The following is a 19,960-nucleotide window of genomic DNA, read 5'->3' on the forward strand; positions in this document are numbered from 1 at the left end:
CATGACCCAACAAGACCCTCCTGCTTCCGAATCTGCGGACACACCTCGTGAGCCGCAGGAAAAGGTGCTCATAGAGGAGCAAGCCGTGCAAGATTTGCCGGAAGCAATCGCACCCCCCGAGTCCGGCCCCGCGCAAGCCATCCGTACTCCAGCGCCGCGGCCTCTCGCCGGCCGCAATGTCCCAGCCCCTGGCGCCATCCGGTTTGAGGATGTCGTGACTGGGCAATTCGATGCTGATGAGGAAGACGTTGCGTTGGCGCTGCCCAAGCGAGTGCTGGCGCCCCAGCCCGAGACCCCCAAGCTGCACAAAGTGCTTGCCCAGGCGGGACTGGGTTCCCGGTTGGAGATGGAGCAACTGATTCTGGAGGGGCGAATCTCGGTCAATGCTGAGCCTGCCCATATAGGGCAACGCATCCAGTTTGGCGATACGGTCAAAGTCAATGGCAAGCCAATCCGGGTGCGTATCGACCCGCCGCCGCCAAGGGTGATCGCCTATCACAAGCCCACCGGAGAGGTCGTCACACATGATGATCCGCAAAACCGTCCAACCGTCTTTCGCCGCTTACCCAAGCTGTTCCAGGGCAAATGGCAATCGGTCGGTCGCCTTGACTTGAACACGGAGGGCCTTCTGCTACTCACCAGTTCGGGTGAATTGGCCAACAAGTTGATGCATCCGCGTTTCGGCCTGGAGCGTGAGTACGCTGTTCGTGTGCTCGGTGCGCTAAATAACGAAGAGAAAAAACGCTTGCTCGAAGGTGTGAACCTGGATGACGGCATGGCCCAGTTCAGCTCCATTGAAGCCGGAGGGGGGGAAGGCGCCAACTGCTGGTACAAGGTCACCATCTCCGAAGGGCGTAACCGTGAGGTCAGACGGATGTTTGAGGCAGTGGGGCACGCTGTCAGCCGCCTTATTCGCATCCGCTATGGGGCCATGGTTCTCCCGCGCGGCCTCAAGCGCGGCGCGTTTGTCGAACTCGATGAGCGCGATATCTGGGCCCTGACAAGCGCTTTGACGCGTTCCGAATCCCGCGCAGTGCCGGGCGGGCCGCAGGCATCCGGCGCTCATGGAGAGGGGGTTGAGCCACCGAGGCGAGGACCGCGCAGAAACGAACGCCAGCGCGGCGACCGCGGGCGGTCGTCATCGCCAAACAGCGAACTATCTCAAGCGCCGGTACAAGGCGGATCGGGGGACGATCAGGAGACTCATGATCCACATGAGTTGCAACCGCCGCTGAATCTCAACGATTCTGCACCCCGTGGAAACCGACGTCGCGGCGGCAAGGGGCGTAACCAGGGTGGCAATCCTGGTGGTGGTTTCCGGACCGGCCAGCCGCAAGGCAACGGCAATGGAGTGCCGGGACAAAAAAGGCGGGATGACCGGGGTGACAAAACTGCCGGCGGAGCGCAGCCCGATCCGATGAAAACCTCATTTGGGTATATCGGTGCGGACACTTTTACCCGGCAGCGACAGGGGCAAGGCCAGGGTCAGCAGCGTCGCGGGGGCGGTGGTACGGGCGGAAACGGTACCGGTGGACCGCGCCGCGGCGGTGCGGGTGGTGGAAACCGGGGAGGCGGTAATCGCGGTGGTGGGAGCCGCGGCGGAAATCGATGACCCCGCAGAGGCACCTCAAACCGCAAGGTTGATTTGTGCCAATATGCCTACAGGTTAAAATCATGGGCTTTATTCAAATTTTTGAATAATTTACGACTCCAAAAAATTTAAGTTAAGGAAATCTCATGGCAATCGAGCGCACTCTCTCCATCATCAAACCCGACGCCGTGGCAAAAAACGTCATTGGGCAAATCTATGCGCGTTTTGAAGCTGCTGGCTTGAAGATTGTGGCAGCCAGGATGGCTCACTTGTCACAAGGCGAGGCTGAGGCTTTTTATGCGGTGCACAAAGAGCGCCCGTTCTTCAAAGACCTGGTTTCCTTCATGATTTCCGGTCCCGTCATGATCCAGGCGCTGGAAGGCGAGGGCGCCATTCTGAAAAACCGTGATTTGATGGGGGCTACCGATCCGAAGAAGGCTGCCGCCGGCACCATTCGTGCTGATTTCGCCGACAGCATTGATGCCAATGCCGTCCATGGTTCGGATGCCGCTGAAACGGCCAAGGCGGAAATTGCTTTCTTCTTTCCCGGCATGAGCGTTTACTCGCGTTAACCATGTCTCGCCCCATGCTTTGCTACACCCAGCCAGGGCCGTCGCTTGCTTGGGGCAGCTCAGTCGGTTCTCTACTGCGATGACTGCCAACCTTCTTGACTACGATCTGGATGGTTTGGCAGCCTTTTGTGGGCAGCTTGGTGAAAAGCGCTTTCGGGCCACGCAGCTTTTCCGCTGGATTCACCAAAAAGGGGTTGCAGATTTCGGGCAAATGACGGATTTGGCAAAATCCCTGCGCAATAAGCTGACAGGATCAGCCCAGGTTGTGAGCCCCACAGTGGTTTCCCGCCACGATTCCGCCGATGGGACCATCAAATGGTTATTTGATGTCGGTGCAGGCGATATCATTGAAACTGTTTTTATTCCGGAAACCGATCGAGGAACATTGTGCATTTCCTCGCAGGCCGGCTGTGCTGTTGGTTGCCGGTTCTGCTCTACGGGTCACCAGGGTTTCAGCCGTAACCTGACCACGGGAGAGATCGTTTCCCAGCTATGGTTTGCCGAGCATTTCCTGCGGCAGCATCTAGGTCGGGATGAACGGGTGATTTCCAACGTCGTCATGATGGGCATGGGCGAGCCCCTGCAGAACTACTCGCAGCTCCTGCCAGCCCTGAAGGTCATGCTTGACGACCATGGTTATGGCCTATCACGCCGACGGGTGACGGTATCGACATCGGGCGTTGTGCCCATGATTGACCGGTTGGCCGGGGACTGCCCGGTAGCCTTGGCTGTATCGCTGCATGCGCCGGAAGATGGGCTGCGCGACAACCTTGTGCCCTTGAATAAAAAATACCCCATATCCGAACTGCTTGCGGCCTGCACCCGCTATCAATCATCGGCGCCCCGGGACTTCATCACGTTTGAGTATTGCATGCTCGATGGTGTGAACGACCAGCCAGAGCATGCGCGTCAGCTCGTATCGCTGGTTCGAACCCAGGCAGAGAAGGGGCTCTCCTGCAAATTCAACCTGATTCCCTTTAATCCATTTCCGGCTTCGGGTTTGAAGCGTTCTGACATGCCGCAGGTGATGGCATTTGCGAAAATCCTGATGGATGCGGGTATTGTGACAACCGTCAGGAAAACCCGGGGGGACGATATTGATGCGGCTTGCGGGCAACTGGCTGGCGATGTGCAGGACCGCACAGGTGTAGATCAGCGCATGGCGGCGCAGCGGCAAGGTATGCTCGGGGGAATCAAGGTCGTAGTGGCCAAAGGGATGGGTACATGAGATTTCGCGCCAATATGATCTGGGTGCCGGCCTGCTGGCTGGTAGTGTTGCTCACAGGGTGTGCCAATCAGGCCGGAACTCCGGGGACCTCGGGTAACCGGACTGACATTGTCACGGAATCAGACGAGCCTGATCAGCGGCGGCGAGCGAGATTGCGGCTTGAACTGGCTACCGGATATTTCGAGCAGGGGCAGATTACCGTAGCGTTGGATGAAATCAAGCAATCGCTGGTAATCGATCCTACATTTGCAGATGCGTACAACTTGCGCGGCCTTGCTTATATGAGGCTTAACGATATTCCATTGGCTGAGGACAGTTTTCGTCGTGCGCTTGCGCTGAACCCTCGCGACGCTGGTGTGGCTCATAACTACGGCTGGCTTTTGTGCCAGCAGGGTCGCTATACCGATTCACTTCGGTGGTTTACCCAGGCGATCGCCAATCCAACTTATGCCGGCAGGGCAAAAACCCTGATGACTCAGGGAATTTGCCAGCTTCGCGGGGGGCAGCGAGTGGAAGCCGAGCAGAGCTTGATGCAAGCCTATGAGCTGGATGCGGGTAATCCCATTATTGGTTATAACCTTGCGAACCTACTGTATGAGCGCGGCGATGTGACGCGCGCCCAGTTTTACATTCGCCGCTTGAACAACAGCGATCTGGCCAACGCAGAGACACTTTGGCTTGGCATCAAGGTTGAGCGAAAATTAAACAATCGAGACTCGGTACGGCAGCTCGGTGATCAGCTTAAAAAGCGTTTTGCGCAGTCCCGGGAGGCTGCTGCTTATGACAAAGGGGCGTTCAATGAGTGACGCTGACGTTGTTGCGCCGGCTGGGGAGGCCATATCTGGAATGGCTGCGTCTGGCGTTGACCGGGGTACTGACTTCGAGCCCACGGCAGGCACACTGCTTCGTGAGGCAAGAGAGGCTGCAGGCATACATATCGCGGCCCTCGCAGTATCCTTGAAGGTTCCGGTAAAAAAACTCGAGGCGCTGGAGCTGGATCGCTTTGACTTGCTGCCGGATGCTGTTTTTGTTCGGGCCCTGGCTTCCAGTGTGTGCCGTAGCCTGAAACTGGATGCGGCCCCTGTGCTGGAACGCTTGCCTCAAACCAGCGCCCCCAAGCTGATATACCAAGGTGCTGGCATCAATGCACCGTTTCGCTCGCCAGGGGAAGGTCCCCGGCCCGCTGTGTGGACCCAGGTTTCGAAGCCTGCAGTGCTGGCCGGCCTGGCGTTGTTGCTTGGTGCTCTGGTATTGATTTTCCTGCCAGTCATCAAGCCGGATGCCACGAAGGGTCAGAGTGATAGCGAGATGCAAGCTGGCGGCGCCGAGGCCGCCAAACCGCTGCCCGCAGCTGTGGCGATGACGGGCGGAGGATTGGTAAACGACGCCAAGCCTGTTTTTCCCACAGAGCAGAGTCATGAGACTTTTTCAGGCGCCGGGGCTGCCACGGTTGCCGGCTCTCCCGCCGGCCCTGCTGTGACGACAACTACCTCTCTACCTGGTCCGGCCGTTCAGCCTGCTCCGGTGCCAGTGCCAAGTGGTGTTGCCGCACCTGTATCGCCAGCGGCACCGGCGGGTATCGTGACTTTTCGCGCCAGGGGCGAATCCTGGGTGGAGGTGACGGATGCCAAGGGAACGGTTGTGCTGCGCCGTACCCTGACCGCCGGAGAGGTCGCTGGTGCGTCCGGGGCGTTGCCACTGGCCGCCGTGGTGGGTAAGGCAGATGTGACGCAAGTGCAGGTGCGCGGCCAGGCTTTTGATCTGAGCAGCGTGGCCAGGGACAATGTTGCCCGATTTGAGGTGAAATAATGTCGAAGGGTTGCCTTCCGATCGAGTCCGCTTTTCCCAAAGCGCGGCGCTCCCTCCAGTCACAGGTGTCATGGGGTGCCCGTGTTTTGACTGTCGGCGGCGATGCGCCGGTGCGCGTCCAGTCCATGACCAATACCGACACGGTGGATGCCATTGGCACCGCGATTCAAGTCAAGGAACTGGCGTTGGCGGGTTCCGAGATGGTTCGCATCACCGTCAACACGCCGGAAGCGGCGCAGGCTGTTCCGCATGTGCGTGAGCAACTCGACCGGATGGGGATCGACGTTCCACTGATAGGGGACTTTCATTACAACGGCCATCGGTTGTTGACGGATTACCCCGCTTGCGCGGAGGCGTTGTCCAAATACCGCATCAATCCCGGAAATGTTGGCAAGGGCGACAAACGTGACCGGCAGTTTGGCCAGATGATAGAGGTGGCCATGCACTGGAAAAAACCAGTGCGTATCGGCGTGAACTGGGGCAGCCTTGATCAGGAGCTGCTGGCAAGCCTGATGGATGAAAACAGTGCGCGTGCAGTCCCCTGGGATGCCAGGCAGGTCATGTATGAAGCATTGATTACGTCCGCGATCGACTCCGCCCGGCGCGCTGAAGAAATGGGAATGCCTCGTCACCAGATCATCCTTTCCTGCAAGGTAAGCGGTGTTCAGGACCTGATTTCGGTCTATCGAGAATTGGCCCGGCGCACAGATCACGTGCTTCACCTGGGGCTGACGGAGGCTGGTATGGCCACCAAGGGCACAGTGGCTTCTGCCACGGCGTTATCGATCCTGCTGCAAGAAGGCATTGGCGATACCATTCGCGTCTCCTTAACGCCCCAACCGGGTGAGGCCCGCACCCAGGAAGTGGTTATTGCGTCGGAGATTCTCCAGGCGCTCGGTTTGCGGACCTTTGTGCCCAGTGTGACGGCATGCCCAGGTTGCGGACGTACCACCAGTACGACCTTCCAGGAGCTGGCCAAGCAAATTGACGACTTTCTGCGTGCTCAGATGCCTGTCTGGCGCAAACAATATCCCGGCGTCGAAGGGCTCAAGGTCGCGGTCATGGGCTGTATCGTCAATGGACCGGGTGAAAGCAAACATGCCGATATCGGCATCAGCCTGCCCGGCTCCGGCGAGGCGCCTGCCGCGCCGGTGTTTATTGATGGTGAAAAAAGACTGACCCTGCGTGGCGACAACATTGCGCAGGAGTTCCAGGTCATTGTTGAAAATTACATTGAAAAACGCTTTGGCACGCACACCGTCGCTGAAGCTGCGTAACACCCATGGTTGAAAAAGCAGCTGCCGGCCTGGTAGAAAAATCCGCCGTGGCCAAAATGGAAAAACTGACGGGCGTCAAGGGGATGAACGACATCCTGCCGCCGGAGTCGGCTCGTTGGGAGTGGTTCGAAGCCAAGGTGCGCGCGTTGATGGCCCGCTATGCCTACGCCAATGTACGCACGCCGATCGTCGAGCCGACCGCGCTGTTTGTGCGTGGTCTTGGCGAGGTGACCGACATCGTCGAAAAGGAGATGTATTCTTTTGTCGACTCGATGAACGGCGACCGGCTCACATTGCGCCCTGAGGCCACCGCCGGTATTGTGCGCGCGATGATCGAGCACAACGCGCTGTACAACGGCCCAATACGGGTCTGGTCGGCAGTGCCGCTGTTTCGCCATGAGCGACCACAGAAGGGGCGCTATCGCCAGTTCCATCAAATCGATGTCGAAGCCTTGGGTTTTTCCGGACCCGACGTGGACGCGGAGCAAATTTTGATGTGCCGTGCGTTGCTGCACGACCTGGGTATCCCGATGGAGCATGTGCGGCTTGAGCTGAACAGCCTCGGTCAGCCCGGCGAGCGGATGGCACACCGTGCCGCACTGATCTCGTACTTTGAGGCGCATGCCGGCATGCTGGACGAAGATGCAAAGCGCCGGCTGCACACTAACCCATTGCGCATTCTCGATACCAAAAATCCTGCCATGCAGGCCGTCGTGGAAGCCGCGCCGCAGCTCATGGACTTCCTTGGCGATGCCTCGCTAGCGCACCTGAATGCGGTGCGCCGGATACTCGATGCAGTGGGGCTGGCCTATCGCATCAATCCGCGCCTGGTGCGTGGCATGGATTACTACAACCTCACGGTGTTCGAATGGGTCACCGACAAGCTTGGCTCGCAGGGTACGGTTTGCGGTGGCGGCCGTTACGACGGCCTGTTCGAGCAGCTTGGCGGCAAGCCAACGCCTGCGGTAGGCTGGGGCATGGGTGTGGAACGAATGCTGCTTCTGCTTGAGGCGGTGGGCGTGTTGCCGCCAGTGAGTGGTCCCGACGTCTACGTGATCGTTCCGTCTGCCGAGATGATGCCAACCGTGATGGCAACCTGCGAAGCCTTGCGTGCTGCTGGCATCAACGTGCAGATGCACGCCGGTGCAGGCGATGGCATGGCCAGCATGAAGTCCCAGTTCAAGAAAGCTGATGGCAGTGGTGCGCGCTACGCTTTGATTTTTGGCGAGACCGAACTTGCCCAGGGCTGTGTTGCCGTCAAACACCTGCGGGGCGAAAAAGACCAGGCCCTGCAGGCCCAGGCACTCCAGCCCTTGAGGGATGTCACCGCCTGGGCCCATACCTTGCGCGGCTGAGCCGCCAAGACCGGCCATTTGGAGCGCCGGCTGGCGCCTCTACAATCACCCCAACTCAATCCGCACCATTTCCGGGGCAGAACAAAGACTTTTATGGCAAAACATCTCGATTTGGAAGAACAGGAACAGCTTGACGAGCTCAAGCACTTCTGGAAGCAGTACGGTGACATGATCACCTGGGCCCTGATTGTGGTGCTCGGGGCCCTTGCCGCGTGGAATGGATACCAGTACTGGCAGCGTAACCAGGCAGCCCAGGCTTCGGTCATGTATGACGAAGTCGAGCGCGCTGTGCAGTCCGGTGACATGGCAAAAATCGACCGCTCATTAGCCGACATGAAAGATCGTTTTGGCCGGACAACCTATGCCCAGCAGGCGGGACTGCTGGCCGCAAAGGCTTATTACGACAAGGGCAATGTTGACGCATCGCGCGCGGCCCTGAATTGGGTCGCTGAAAAAGCCTCTGATGAGGGCTATCAGGCCATTGCCCGGTTGCGCCTGGCGGGGCTGCTGATTGAGAAGAAGTCTTATGACGAGGCCCTGCAGCAGGTTTCAGGTCCTTTTCCGAAGGACTTCACGGCATTGGTCGCCGACCGGCGTGGCGATATTCTGGCAGCGCAGGGTAAGAAACCAGAAGCGAAAAGTGAATACGAAAAGGCTTACAAGGGGCTTGACGAGCGCTCCGAGTATCGGCGTCTGGTTGAGGTCAAGCTCAACGCGCTGGGGGTTGATCCCAACGCAGGGACAACCAAGGCCGATGCGCCATTGAATACAGAGGTGAAGAAATGATTTATCAATCTTTTAGGCCTCTGGCCCAAGCGGTGCGTGCGCCGGCGGCTATTGTTTTGATAGCGATCCTGAGTGGCTGTTCCTTTTTCGGTGGCGGTCCTGCAAAACCGCAGCCCGCAGAACTTCAGCCGGTGACAGGTCTGGTGTCTGCGCGCCAGATCTGGACCACCCGCGTGGGGCAGGTGAATTTCCCTCTTGAGATGGGGGTTTCGGGTAATACCGTGGCGGTGGCCAGCGGCGACGGCACCGTGGCTTTGCTGGACGCCCAAACAGGCCGCGATTTCTGGCGATTGGCGCTGAATACACCCTTGGCTGCCGGTGCTGGAAACGACGGCAAGGTCGTTGCAGTGGTAACCAAGGCCAATGAAGTCATCGCGTTGCAGGATGGCAAGGAACTCTGGCGCCAAAAGCTGGGCGCCCAGGCATTTTCCGCTCCCTTCGTGGCTGGCTTGAGGGTATTTGTTCTGGCCGCAGACCGTTCGGTCACGGCCTTTGACGGGCTGACGGGTCGCAAGCTTTGGGCGCAGCAGCGGCCCAATGAGCCCCTGGTGCTTCGTCAGTCCGGCGTCATGCTGGCGGTGGGCGATACGTTGGTCGTAGGTTTGGCCGGCCGTCTCGTGGGCCTCAACCCGTCTAACGGCAGCGTCCGTTGGGAGGCACCGATTGCCACGCCTCGCGGTATCAATGACGTGGAACGGCTCGTCGACCTGGTGGGACGCGTCAGCCGGCAGGGCGATATCGTTTGCACGCGGGCGTTCCAGGCAAGCGTTGGATGCGTCAATGCTGTGCGCGGCAACCTGCTGTGGGCCAAGCCGGCCAATGGTGTACAGGGCATTGATGGAGACGATCGCCTGCTGTTCGGCACGGAAGCTGATGGCACTGTGAACGCCTGGCGCCGCACCGATGGTGAGCGTGCGTGGTCCACCGACCGCCTGCGCTACCGTAGCCTCACGGCGCCGGTGGTCGTCGGGCGCTCTATCGCCGTGGGCGATTTTTCCGGCTACGTCCACCTGCTTTCCCGCGAAGACGGCTCATTGCTCAATCGCCTGCCTACCGATGGTTCAGCCATTGCGGCAACGCCCGTGCTTGCTGGCAATACGCTGATCGCCGTGACGCAAAACGGTGGTATTTACGGCTTCCAGCCTCAATAAGGGCCTACGGTCTCTGCCAGAAACTGATTGATGAAACCTGTCATAGCGCTAGTCGGCCGTCCGAATGTGGGCAAGTCGACGCTTTTCAACCGGCTGACCAAGACGCGGGATGCGATCGTGGCCGACTTTGCCGGCCTGACGCGGGATCGTCATTACGGTAACGGGAAGCTTGGACCCCACGAATACATCGTGATCGACACCGGCGGATTTGAACCCGATGCGGCGTCCGGTATTTACAAGGAAATGGCCAAGCAGACCCGGCAGGCGGTCGCGGAAGCCGATGTGGTCGTCTTTGTGGTCGACGCCCGCGCCGGCATCAGTGCGCAGGACCACGATATTGCCAAATACCTTCGAAAGCTGGGCAAACCCACCATCCTGACCGCCAACAAAGCCGAGGGCATGACTGAAGGCGTGCAGCTGTCCGAGTTCTTTGAATTGGGCCTGGGCGAGATGCTGGCGGTTTCCGCCTCACACGGCCAAGGCATGCGCACGCTGGTTGACATGGCCTTGGCGCCGCTCAATTTGCCGGATCCGGACGAAGAGGCCGAGCCTCAAGATCCTTCTGTGATTCGTCTGGCCGTGGCAGGACGCCCCAACGTGGGGAAGTCCACGTTGATCAACACCTGGCTGGGCGAAGAACGCCTGGTGGCCTTTGATTTGCCCGGGACAACCCGCGACGCCATTTCTGTGCCTTTTGAGCGTGCCGGGCAGAAGTTTGAGCTGATCGACACGGCAGGACTGCGCCGCAAAGGCAAGGTTTTTGAGGCCATCGAGAAGTTTTCCGTGGTCAAGACCCTGCAGGCCATCGAAAACGCCAACGTAGTGCTGCTACTGCTCGACGCCACCCAAGGTGTGACCGATCAGGATGCCCACATTGCCGGCTATATCCTCGAAAGCGGGCGTTCGGTAGTGCTGGCCATCAACAAGTCGGACGCTGTGGACTCCTACCAGCGTGAGCTGCTCGAGCGCTCCATCGAGACCCGGTTGGGTTTCCTCAAATTTGCCGCCATCCATCCAATCTCTGCCATCAAACGGCAGGGCCTGGGCCCGGTCTGGAAGTCGATTGTTCAGGCCCATGCATCGGCCAACCGCAAGATGTCCACGCCGGTGCTCACCCGGCTGCTACTGGAAGCCGTGCAGTTCCAGCAACCCCAGCGCTCGGGTGTTTTCCGCCCCAAGTTGCGCTATGCCCACCAGGGCGGCATGAACCCACCCATCATCATCATCCACGGCAATTCGCTCGAGCATGTCACCGAGTCGTACAAACGCTATCTGGAAGGGCGTTTCCGCAAGGAATTTGACCTGGTCGGCACGCCGCTGCGCATCCAGATGAAGAGCTCCCACAACCCCTTTAAAGACAAGGAATCGGCCTAGGACTACATGACCCGGGCCACGCCCTGTGGTAAGGTCAAGTTCTATTAACTTTTGAACACGGAAAATATCGTGAGCAATAACAAAGGTCAGCTCTTGCAGGACCCATTTCTCAACACCTTGCGTCGCGAGCATGTTCCTGTTTCCATTTATCTCGTCAACGGGATCAAATTGCAGGGCCAGATCGAATCCTTCGATCAATATGTGGTTCTGCTTCGCAACACTGTGACCCAAATGGTCTACAAACATGCGATTTCCACCATCGTTCCAGGTCGCGCCGTAAATTTCGCGACCAACGAGTCTGAAGAAAGCCCCGCCAGCTGAGTTCGTACGATGCTCCGGTGAGCCCGAAACCCCTGGTCCTCCTTGTAGGGGTCGATCTGGGGTTGCCAAACTTTGATGCCGATCTGCAGGAACTGGGTTTGCTCGCGCAAACAGCAGGCCTGCAGCCGGTGGCGCGCGTCACTTGCAGGCGCAAGGCGCCCGACGCCGCGCTCTTCATCGGCAGCGGAAAAGCCGACGAAATCAAGCTGATGGCGCTGGACACCGGCGCCACGGAAATTCTGTTCGACCAGTCTCTCAGCCCGGCGCAGCAGCGCAACCTGGAGAGGCACCTGGACATGCCGGTCAACGACCGGACCCTGCTGATTCTTGAAATCTTTGCCCAGCGGGCGCGTAGCCACGAAGGCAAGCTGCAGGTTGAGCTGGCCCGGCTGCAATACATGTCTACACGCCTGGTGCGGCGCTGGTCCCACCTGGAGCGGCAAACCGGCGGCGCCGGTGTACGCGGCGGCCCGGGTGAGAAGCAGATCGAGCTCGACAAACGCATGATCGGTGACGCGATCAAGCGCACCAAGGAACGCTTGCTCAAGGTCAAGAAGCAGCGGCAAACGCAGCGAAAGCAGCGCGAGCGCCGCAATTCCTTCACGATTTCCCTGGTGGGTTACACCAACGCGGGAAAATCCACGCTCTTCAATGCGCTGGTCAAAGCGCGTGCCTATGCGGCCGATCAGCTGTTCGCCACGCTCGACACCACCACGAGGCAGCTTTATTTGGGTGACGCCGCGCGTTCTGTGTCGTTGTCGGACACCGTGGGTTTCATCCGTGACCTGCCGCACGGCTTGATTGATGCCTTTGCCGCAACCCTGCAGGAAGCGGCGGATGCCGACTTGCTGCTGCACGTGGTGGACGGCGCCAATCCCGACTACCTCGAGCAGATCGAGCAGGTCCAGCGCGTGCTTTCGGAGATTGGCGCGGCCGATGTGCCGCAAATATTGGTGTTCAACAAGCTGGACGCTATTGAAAAGGACAGCTTGCCCCTGCAACTGCAAGACATGTTCGAACTCAGGGACGCGTTTGAGGGCTCAAGCCGCAGCGTTGAACGGGTGTTCGTGAGTGCGCAGACAGGTGAAGGCCTGCCGCTTTTGCGGGCGCTGCTGGCTGGCTATGCGGTCAACCCGCCAGCCGACGAAATCCCCCAAACTGCCGAAGACCTTGCCTGATATGGCGGTTTCATTAGGCACAATGTCGGTGTAATGAAAAAAAGTGAGTTTGATCCCATGAATCTGAACCCCGTGCTGCAGACCTTGACGAGCTTGCCAGGCCGGCTCAAGCAACGCGCCCAAGGCATGTTCAACCTCAATGATCCGCGCTGGGGCCGGGATGACGACAAACCGTCTTCTGACGATGCCAAGCCCGAAGCTCCGCGGGAGGACAAGCAACCGACCCGGCCCGCCAACCGTCCGCAGGGGCAGGGGCCCAACCAGGGCCCACCCGACCTGGATGAACTCTGGCGCGACTTCAACCGCAAGCTTGGCGGCCTTTTTGGCGGTGGCAAGAACAACCCCAACCGTGGTGGATTTGGCCGCGGCAATGGCGGTGGAAACAACGGCGGCAGTGGCGGCGGCTTTCAGCCCGACATGAAGAGTGCCGGCATCGGCGTCGGACTGATTGCCAGTGTCGCAGTGTTGATCTGGTTGGGCACCGGGTTTTTCATCGTCCAGGAAGGCCAGCAGGCCGTCATCACCCAGTTCGGAAAATACCACTCCACCGTGGGCGCGGGCTTCAACTGGCGGCTCCCGTATCCTGTGCAGCGCCACGAAATCGTTGTGGTCACGCAGATCCGTTCAGTGGACGTCGGCCGTGATGTCATCATCAAGGCAACGGGCCTGCGCGACTCGGCCATGCTGACTGAAGACGAAAATATCGTTGAAATCAAGTTTGCTGTGCAGTACCGTCTGAACGACGCGCGCGCCTACCTGTTTGAAAGCAAGGACCCTGCAGCGGCGGTGGTTCAAGCTGCCGAAACAGCCGTCCGTGAAGTGGTCGGAAAAATGAAGATGGACCTGGCGCTGGCGGAAGAGCGTGACCAGATCGGGCCACGCGTGCGCGCTCTGATGCAGACCATCCTCGATCGTTACAAGGTCGGCGTTGAAGTTGTCGGCATCAACCTTCAACAGAGCGGTGTGCGCCCCCCCGAGCAGGTGCAGGCAGCGTTTGACGATGTGCTCAAGGCCGGCCAGGAGCGCGAACGCGCCAAGAACGAGGCCCAGGCATACGCCAACAATGTGATCCCGCGTGCCGTGGGTTCCGCGTCCCGCCTCAAGGAAGAGTCTGAAGCCTACAAAGCCAAAATCGTGGCCCAGGCACAGGGTGATGCCCAGCGCTTTCGTTCGGTGCTGACCGAATACCAGAAGGCGCCACAGGTGACCCGTGACCGTATGTACACCGACGCCATGCAGCAGGTCTACTCCAGTGTGACCAAGGTAATGGTCGAGTCCCGTCAGGGCTCCAACCTGCTATACCTGCCGCTGGACAAAATCATGCAGATGACGGCGCAGGGTGATGCTGGCAGTACCGCAGAGCCCGCGCTGGCTCCCGGCGCAGCGTCTTCGCCAACGGTGCCTGCCGCGCCGGTTTCCAGCTTGCCCCTCGATGCCCGCTCCCGCGATGCTTCCCGCACGCGCGATCGTGAAACACGCTAAGGAAGACGATCGTGAATAGAGTTGGATTTATCATTTCTTCGTTGCTGGTGATCCTGGCATTGCTCAGCTCCACGCTTTTTGTGGTGGACCAGCGGCAGTTCGGCGTGGTTTATGCGTTGGGGCAGATCAAGGATGTGGTCACTGAACCGGGCCTGCATTTCAAGATGCCGCCGCCGTTCCAGAACGTCTCTTACATCGACAAGCGCCTGCTGGTGCTCGACAGCGTTGACGCCGAACCCATGCTGACGGCAGAAAAGCAGCGTGTCGTGATCGACTGGTACGTGCGCTGGCGCATCATCCAGCCCACCGACTACATCCGCAACGTCGGCCTGGACGAAAAAACCGGCGCCAACCAGCTCAACCGCGTGGTGCGCAATGCCTTCCAGGAAGAGATCAACAAACGTACCGTCAAGGACCTGCTTTCGCTCAAGCGCGAAGCCCTGATGGCCGACGTCAAGCGGGAAGTGCTTCAAGCCGTGCAGGGTGCGCAGCCCTGGGGCGTGGACGTGGTCGACGTGCGTATCACGCGCGTGGACTATGTGGAAGCCATCACCGATTCTGTCTACAAGCGCATGGTTGCGGAGCGCCAGCGCGTGGCCAATGAACTGCGCTCTACCGGTTTGGCAGAAGGCGAAAAAATCCGTGCCGACGCCGACCGCCAGCGAGAAGTCACCATCGCCAACGCCTACCGCGATGCGCAAAAGGTCAAAGGCGAGGGCGATGCCGAAGCCGCTCGCACCTATGCCGAATCGTTCGGCCGCGACCCGCAGTTCGCTCAGTTCTACCGCAGCCTCGATGCCTACAAAGCCAGCTTCAACAAGAAGAGCGACGTGATGGTTCTTGACCCTTCGTCCGACTTTTTCAAGGCGATGCGCGGCCCAGGCTCCGGTAACGCCGCACCCGCCAAAAAATAAGCCGGCGTGGACGGCAACACCTTCTGGATGGCGCTGGCCCTGATGCTGGTCATCGAGGGCTTGTTGCCTTTCATCTCTCCCGGCGGCTGGCGCCGCATGTTCGAGCAGATTCTCACTCTGGGCAACGGCCAGATCCGCTTCTTCGGCTTGTGCAGCATTGCGGCGGGCCTGATCCTGCTGGCTGTGCTAGCCTGATTGCGCCTCCCCTGCCAAGCCGGCCACTGGCAGGTATTTCCGCCTGAGCGCGTCATTGGGCCTCCAGCGGGCCGAAAACCCGCTTCAAGCCCGGTAAAATGCTGTTTTTAACAGCCCACGAAAATCACAATGCCCGCCTGGTCGTCATCATGGCAATTGCCCGATCAAATTGCCGATGTCCTGCCCTCCGAGGCGCGCCACATCGAAGAGCTGCGCCGTCTGTTCCTCGACACCGCCCGCAGCTATGGCTATGAGCTTGTCATGCCGCCGCTGCTGGAGCACCTCGAGTCGCTCCTGACCGGCACCGGCGAGGCGCTTGATCTGCAGACTTTCAAGCTGGTGGACCAACTCTCCGGTCGCACGCTGGGCCTGCGTGCCGACACCACGCCCCAGGTCGCCCGCATTGATGCACATTTGCTCAACCGCAGCGGTGTTGCCCGTCTTTGCTATTGCGGCCCGGTGCTGCACACCCGTGCCGACCGGCCTCATGCCACCCGTGAACCGCTGCAGTTTGGCGCGGAAATCTATGGCCATGCCGGCCTGGAGGCAGACCTGGAAGCCCAGCAGCTGGCGCTGGAAGGCCTCAAGGCGGCCGGCGTCACTGAACTGAGCGTGGACATGGCGGATGTCCGCATCGTCAACAGCCTGCTGGCCGGCACCACCGTCAATGGCAAAACCCTGGCGCTCATCCATGCCGCGCTGGCAGCCAAGGACGCGAGCGAGCTCGGCAGCCTGATCGCCAGCCTCAAGGACGGCATTTCGGCTGCGGCGCGCGAAGGCCTCAAGGCGTTGCTGCAGCTTTATGGTGACGAGAAAGTGCTGGCCGAAGCGGAAAAAGTCCTGCCGCCCTCAACGGGCCTGAAAGCAGCGCTGCAAAACCTGAAATGGCTGGCCGCACACACCAGGGGTGAAAAAGGCGATGTCAAGGTCAGTTTTGATCTGGCCGATCTGCGCGGCTACGCCTATTACAGCGGCACCCGCTTTGCCATTTACGGGCAGGGCGCCGAACTGGTGCGCGGCGGCCGCTATGACGAAGTCGGTGCCGTGTTCGGCCGCAACCGGCCCGCAGCAGGCTTCAGCCTTGACCTCAAAGAGCTGGTCAGTGTGCTGCCACCCCGGGCCCTCAAGGCCGCCATCCGTGCGCCCTGGGGGGAAGATACCGGCCTGCGTGCCGCCATCGCCCGCCTGCGTGCGGGCGGCGAAACCGTGGCCTGCGTGCTGCCCGGCCACGAACATGAAGTCAATGAGTTTGATTGTGACCGCGAACTGGCAAACGCTGCCGGTCAATGGGTGGTCCAGCCCCTTAAAAAAGCCGCTTGAGGGCCTGCGCCCGGCTTTATCCCGAAACCTTAACGAGAATTGAAGATGACAAACAAACAAACCGCAGCCGCGGGCCGTAATGTCGTGGTCGTGGGCACCCAGTGGGGCGACGAAGGCAAGGGCAAGCTGGTCGATTGGCTGACCGAGATGTCGCAAGGCGTGGTGCGCTTCCAGGGCGGCCACAATGCCGGCCACACGCTGGTCATCAATGGCGTGAAAACGGCGCTGCACCTGATTCCCAGCGGCATCATGCGCCCCGGCGTGAAGTGCTATATCGGCAACGGTGTGGTGCTGTCGGCCGCCAAATTGTTCGAAGAAATTGAAGGGCTGGAAAAAGCCGGCGTCGAAGTGCGCTCGCGCCTGCGCGTCAGCGAGGCCTGCCCGCTGATCCTGCCTTTTCACGTCGCGCTGGATGTCGCGCGCGAGGCTTACCGCGAGAAGGGCGGCACGACCAAGATCGGCACCACCGGCCGTGGCATCGGCCCCGCGTATGAAGACAAGATTGCCCGCCGGGCCTTGCGCGTGCAGGACCTCAAATATCCCGACCGTTTTGCCGCCAAGCTGCGCGAGCTGCTGGACCTGCACAATTTCGTGCTGACCGGCTACCTGCATGCGCCGGCAGTCGATTTCGACACCGTCTACGCCGAAGCCATGCGTCACGCCGAACTGCTCAAACCCATGATGGCTGACGTCTCGCGAGAGCTCAACGATGCCAACGAGGCCGGTGCCAACCTGCTGTTCGAAGGCGCGCAGGGCACCTTGCTCGATGTCGATCACGGCACCTATCCCTATGTGACCTCCAGCAACTGCGTGGCCGGCAACGCCGCCGCAGGCGCCGGCGTCGGCCCGGGCATGCTGCATTACATCCTGGGCATCACCAAGGCCTATTGCACGCGCGTGGGCGGTGGTCCTTTCCCGACTGAACTCGACTGGGAAAAACCCGGCACGGTGGGCTACCACCTCAGCACTGTGGGTGCCGAAAAAGGCGTGACCACAGGGCGCAGCCGCCGCTGTGGCTGGTTTGACGCCGCATTGCTCAAGCGCTCGGCCCAGGTCAACGGCCTCTCGGGTTTGTGCATCACCAAGCTTGACGTGCTGGACGGCATCGATGAGCTCAAGCTGTGCACCGGCTACGAACTTGACGGCCACATCACCGATATCCTGCCGATGGGCGCTGAAGAGATCGAGCGCTGCAAACCCATTTACGAGACCCTGCCGGGCTGGAGCCAGAGCACCGTGGGCGTTACGGAGTACGACAAACTGCCGGCTGCCGCGCAGAAATACCTGCACCGCATCGAAGAAGTGACCGGCGTGCCGATCCACATGATTTCCACCAGCCCGGACCGGGATCACACCATTTTGCTGCGTAACCCCTACGCTGCCTAGCCGAAAAATTTTAGAAAAATAGCCGCCTGACCCAATAGGGACGGGCGCAAGCAGCTATCAAATCAGGAGTAATTCATGTTGACAGAAGACGGCAAGCATCTCTATGTGAGCTACGACGAGTACCACAACCTGATTGAAAAACTGGCCATCAAAATCCACCAGTCCGGCTGGCAGTTCGACACCATTTTGTGCCTGGCTCGCGGCGGCATGCGCCCCGGCGACATCCTGTCGCGCATTTTCGACAAACCGCTGGCCATCATGTCCACCAGCTCCTACCGCGCCGACGCCGGCATGACGCAGGGCAACCTCGACATCGCCCGCTTCATCACCACGCCCAAGGGCGAGATCGCGGGCAAGGTGCTGCTGGTCGACGACCTGGCCGATTCGGGCCACACGCTCAACGCAGTCATCCACCAGCTGAAGAACAACTACAAACCCATCACCGAGCTGCGCAGTGCGGTGATCTGGACCAAGGGCGTCTCCACTTTCCAGCCCGACTACTCGGTCGAGTTGCTGCCCACCAATCCATGGATCCACCAGCCTTTTGAAGGCTACGACTCGCTGTCACCCGCGCAGTTGATGGCGAAGTGGAAGATTTAGCCCCCACGGTCGCTCACTTCGTGTAGCTCCCTGCCCCCCGAGGGGGCCGCCCGCCTGCGGTCTGGCAAAGCCAGTCCCGCGGCTCATGCTTGAATGGGAGAGGGTGGCTTTGTTCTACTGCTCTTCAGGTCTCTGGGCTTGCCGTTAATATCCGAGGATGAGCGAAACATCCACCACCCTGATCCATCACCCCTACAAGCCGCCCGCCGGCTTTGACGCAATCCCGCCCGGGGTCTACAAAGCCTCCACCATTGCATTCCCGACCGTCGCCGCGCTGCGCAGCCGCGACTGGAAGCACAAGACCGGCTATACCTACGGCCTGCACGGAACCCCCACCACCTTCACGCTGGAAGAGCGCATCGCGACCCTGGAAGGCGGCAAGTACTGTACCTTGGTGCCCAGTGGCCTGGCGGCGGTGGTGCTGGTGGGCATGGCGCTGCTCAAGGCCGGCGACGAGCTGCTGATTCCCGACAACGCCTACGGGCCCAACAAGAGCTTCGCGCAGGGCGAACTGGCCGCCTGGGGCATCACCCACCGCTTCTACGACGCGATGAACCCCGCAGACCTCGCCGCCAAGCTGGGCCCCAAAACCCGGCTGGTATGGATCGAAGCGCCGGGCTCCATCACGCTGGAGTTTCCCGACATGCCGGCGCTGGTCGCCGCGGTCAAGGCGCACCAGAATGCGCATCCCGCCGGCATCGTGACCGCACTCGACAACACCTGGGGCGCCGGCCTGGCTTTCAATGCGTTTGACCTGGGGCTCGATATTTCGGTCCAGGCCCTGACCAAATACCCCAGCGGTGGTGCCGATGTGCTGATGGGCTCCGTCGTCACGCGCGACGAGGCGCTGCACCACCTGGTCCATTTTTGCCACATGCGCGTGGGTTATGGCGTGGGCGGCAACGATACAGAACTGGTGCTGCGCGGCCTCAACACCATGGCCCTGCGTTATGCCGCCCAGGATGCCGCGACGCGGGAGCTGGCCGGCTGGCTGCAAACCCGGCCGCAAATCGCGGCCATGCTTCACCCGGCCTTGCCCGGCTCGCCTGGCCATGAAACCTGGAAACGCGACAGCACGGGCGCTGCCTGCCTGATGAGTGTCGTCTTCAAGCCGGAGTTCACGCAGGACCGGGTGGACCGCTTTTGTGACAGCCTCAAGCTCTTCAAACTGGGCTACAGCTGGGCAGGCCCCATGAGCCTGTGCGCACCGTACGACATACCGGCCCTTCGCACCACGCCATGGCCGTACAAGGGGGGGCTGGTGCGCTTTTCGGTGGGCCTGGAGGCCGTAGCGGACCTGCAGGCGGACATTGCCCAAGCGCTGGAAAAGGCCTGATAAAAGCCGGATCAAAAACTGCATCAAAAGCCAGGTGATGCCGTGACGGCAATGCAGTACAGTAAGGGTTACCTATTCACGAAAG

General features: G+C 60.2%; 19 protein-coding genes. All 19 read left to right on the forward strand.

Translation table 11 applies throughout. The features are described 5' to 3' along the window. Window position 1: 1 nt before the first annotated feature. The 19 genes from AC1DYQ_RS04160 to AC1DYQ_RS04250 all read left to right on the forward strand — a co-directional run bounded on the left by AC1DYQ_RS04160 (window position 2) and on the right by AC1DYQ_RS04250 (window position 19,875). Window positions 2-1,612, forward strand: a complete 1,611-nt coding sequence (locus tag AC1DYQ_RS04160) for a pseudouridine synthase (RefSeq protein WP_477685691.1) — start codon at window positions 2-4, stop codon at window positions 1,610-1,612. Window positions 1,613-1,737: 125 nt separating this feature from the next. Beyond that, window positions 1,738-2,163 (forward strand): nucleoside-diphosphate kinase, encoded by a 426-nt coding sequence (gene ndk / locus AC1DYQ_RS04165; RefSeq protein ID WP_477685692.1) that lies wholly within the window; start codon window positions 1,738-1,740, stop codon window positions 2,161-2,163. A 79-nt stretch (window positions 2,164-2,242) separates the two neighbouring features. After that, entirely contained in the window at window positions 2,243-3,391 is a 1,149-nt protein-coding gene (gene rlmN / locus AC1DYQ_RS04170) for a dual-specificity RNA methyltransferase RlmN (protein ID WP_477685693.1), read from the forward strand. Further along, window positions 3,388-4,197 (forward strand): type IV pilus biogenesis/stability protein PilW, encoded by an 810-nt coding sequence (pilW, locus tag AC1DYQ_RS04175; RefSeq protein WP_477685694.1) that lies wholly within the window; start codon window positions 3,388-3,390, stop codon window positions 4,195-4,197. Before rlmN ends, pilW begins: the two co-directional genes overlap by 4 nt. Then, the gene (locus AC1DYQ_RS04180; RefSeq protein ID WP_477685695.1) at window positions 4,190-5,200 is read left to right on the forward strand and encodes a RodZ domain-containing protein; all 1,011 of its coding nucleotides are present in this window, start codon (window positions 4,190-4,192) and stop codon (window positions 5,198-5,200) included. The genes pilW and AC1DYQ_RS04180 overlap by 8 nt, the downstream gene beginning before the upstream one ends. Beyond that, on the forward strand, window positions 5,200-6,477 hold the full coding sequence (gene ispG / locus AC1DYQ_RS04185) for a flavodoxin-dependent (E)-4-hydroxy-3-methylbut-2-enyl-diphosphate synthase (RefSeq protein WP_477685696.1): 1,278 nt from the start codon (window positions 5,200-5,202) through the stop codon (window positions 6,475-6,477). The genes AC1DYQ_RS04180 and ispG overlap by 1 nt, the downstream gene beginning before the upstream one ends. 5 nt (window positions 6,478-6,482) lie before the next feature. Beyond that, a complete protein-coding gene (hisS, locus tag AC1DYQ_RS04190) occupies window positions 6,483-7,832 on the forward strand; it encodes a histidine--tRNA ligase (RefSeq protein WP_477685697.1) in 1,350 nt (449 codons plus the stop codon). Between the two features lie 93 nt (window positions 7,833-7,925). Continuing rightward, on the forward strand, window positions 7,926-8,618 hold the full coding sequence (locus tag AC1DYQ_RS04195; RefSeq protein WP_477685698.1) for a YfgM family protein: 693 nt from the start codon (window positions 7,926-7,928) through the stop codon (window positions 8,616-8,618). After that, the gene (gene bamB, locus AC1DYQ_RS04200; protein ID WP_477685699.1) at window positions 8,615-9,769 is read left to right on the forward strand and encodes an outer membrane protein assembly factor BamB; all 1,155 of its coding nucleotides are present in this window, start codon (window positions 8,615-8,617) and stop codon (window positions 9,767-9,769) included. Before AC1DYQ_RS04195 ends, bamB begins: the two co-directional genes overlap by 4 nt. 30 nt (window positions 9,770-9,799) lie before the next feature. Next, window positions 9,800-11,143: a ribosome biogenesis GTPase Der gene (der, locus tag AC1DYQ_RS04205; RefSeq protein ID WP_477685700.1), complete on the forward strand. Its 1,344-nt coding sequence runs from the start codon at window positions 9,800-9,802 to the stop codon at window positions 11,141-11,143. Between the two features lie 51 nt (window positions 11,144-11,194). Continuing rightward, window positions 11,195-11,464 (forward strand): RNA chaperone Hfq, encoded by a 270-nt coding sequence (gene hfq / locus AC1DYQ_RS04210; RefSeq protein WP_411883131.1) that lies wholly within the window; start codon window positions 11,195-11,197, stop codon window positions 11,462-11,464. A 17-nt stretch (window positions 11,465-11,481) separates the two neighbouring features. After that, complete coding sequence (gene hflX / locus AC1DYQ_RS04215; protein ID WP_477685701.1) at window positions 11,482-12,642, forward strand: GTPase HflX; 1,161 nt, start codon at window positions 11,482-11,484, stop codon at window positions 12,640-12,642. Window positions 12,643-12,699: 57 nt separating this feature from the next. Continuing rightward, window positions 12,700-14,124, forward strand: coding sequence for an FtsH protease activity modulator HflK (gene hflK / locus AC1DYQ_RS04220; RefSeq protein WP_477685702.1), 1,425 nt, complete (start codon window positions 12,700-12,702; stop codon window positions 14,122-14,124). An 11-nt stretch (window positions 14,125-14,135) separates the two neighbouring features. Next, a complete protein-coding gene (gene hflC, locus AC1DYQ_RS04225; protein ID WP_457280677.1) occupies window positions 14,136-15,038 on the forward strand; it encodes a protease modulator HflC in 903 nt (300 codons plus the stop codon). 6 nt (window positions 15,039-15,044) lie between these two features. Then, window positions 15,045-15,233: a DUF2065 domain-containing protein gene (locus AC1DYQ_RS04230; RefSeq protein ID WP_457280678.1), complete on the forward strand. Its 189-nt coding sequence runs from the start codon at window positions 15,045-15,047 to the stop codon at window positions 15,231-15,233. Between the two features lie 129 nt (window positions 15,234-15,362). After that, the gene (locus AC1DYQ_RS04235) at window positions 15,363-16,553 is read left to right on the forward strand and encodes an ATP phosphoribosyltransferase regulatory subunit (protein WP_477685703.1); all 1,191 of its coding nucleotides are present in this window, start codon (window positions 15,363-15,365) and stop codon (window positions 16,551-16,553) included. A 45-nt stretch (window positions 16,554-16,598) separates the two neighbouring features. Next, complete coding sequence (locus tag AC1DYQ_RS04240) at window positions 16,599-17,939, forward strand: adenylosuccinate synthase (RefSeq protein ID WP_477685704.1); 1,341 nt, start codon at window positions 16,599-16,601, stop codon at window positions 17,937-17,939. Window positions 17,940-18,014: 75 nt separating this feature from the next. After that, window positions 18,015-18,539 (forward strand): phosphoribosyltransferase, encoded by a 525-nt coding sequence (locus tag AC1DYQ_RS04245; protein ID WP_411877599.1) that lies wholly within the window; start codon window positions 18,015-18,017, stop codon window positions 18,537-18,539. A gap of 157 nt (window positions 18,540-18,696) precedes the next feature. Then, window positions 18,697-19,875: a PLP-dependent transferase gene (locus tag AC1DYQ_RS04250; protein WP_477685705.1), complete on the forward strand. Its 1,179-nt coding sequence runs from the start codon at window positions 18,697-18,699 to the stop codon at window positions 19,873-19,875. Window positions 19,876-19,960: the final 85 nt, after the last annotated feature.

Source organism: Polaromonas sp. P1_F4 (assembly GCF_056405675.1).

Bases quoted from the DNA above. Each gene is read 5' to 3' on its own strand.
- AC1DYQ_RS04160 (WP_477685691.1), top strand. From the start codon at position 2: ATGACCCAACAAGACCCTCCTGCTTCCGAATCTGCGGACACACCTCGT.
- ndk (WP_477685692.1), top strand. From the start codon at position 1,738: ATGGCAATCGAGCGCACTCTCTCCATCATCAAACCCGACGCCGTGGCA.
- rlmN (WP_477685693.1), top strand. From the start codon at position 2,243: ATGACTGCCAACCTTCTTGACTACGATCTGGATGGTTTGGCAGCCTTT.
- pilW (WP_477685694.1), top strand. From the start codon at position 3,388: ATGAGATTTCGCGCCAATATGATCTGGGTGCCGGCCTGCTGGCTGGTA.
- AC1DYQ_RS04180 (WP_477685695.1), top strand. From the start codon at position 4,190: ATGAGTGACGCTGACGTTGTTGCGCCGGCTGGGGAGGCCATATCTGGA.
- ispG (WP_477685696.1), top strand. From the start codon at position 5,200: ATGTCGAAGGGTTGCCTTCCGATCGAGTCCGCTTTTCCCAAAGCGCGG.
- hisS (WP_477685697.1), top strand. From the start codon at position 6,483: ATGGTTGAAAAAGCAGCTGCCGGCCTGGTAGAAAAATCCGCCGTGGCC.
- AC1DYQ_RS04195 (WP_477685698.1), top strand. From the start codon at position 7,926: ATGGCAAAACATCTCGATTTGGAAGAACAGGAACAGCTTGACGAGCTC.
- bamB (WP_477685699.1), top strand. From the start codon at position 8,615: ATGATTTATCAATCTTTTAGGCCTCTGGCCCAAGCGGTGCGTGCGCCG.
- der (WP_477685700.1), top strand. From the start codon at position 9,800: ATGAAACCTGTCATAGCGCTAGTCGGCCGTCCGAATGTGGGCAAGTCG.
- hflK (WP_477685702.1), top strand. From the start codon at position 12,700: ATGAATCTGAACCCCGTGCTGCAGACCTTGACGAGCTTGCCAGGCCGG.
- AC1DYQ_RS04235 (WP_477685703.1), top strand. From the start codon at position 15,363: ATGCCCGCCTGGTCGTCATCATGGCAATTGCCCGATCAAATTGCCGAT.
- AC1DYQ_RS04240 (WP_477685704.1), top strand. From the start codon at position 16,599: ATGACAAACAAACAAACCGCAGCCGCGGGCCGTAATGTCGTGGTCGTG.
- AC1DYQ_RS04245 (WP_411877599.1), top strand. From the start codon at position 18,015: ATGTTGACAGAAGACGGCAAGCATCTCTATGTGAGCTACGACGAGTAC.
- AC1DYQ_RS04250 (WP_477685705.1), top strand. From the start codon at position 18,697: ATGAGCGAAACATCCACCACCCTGATCCATCACCCCTACAAGCCGCCC.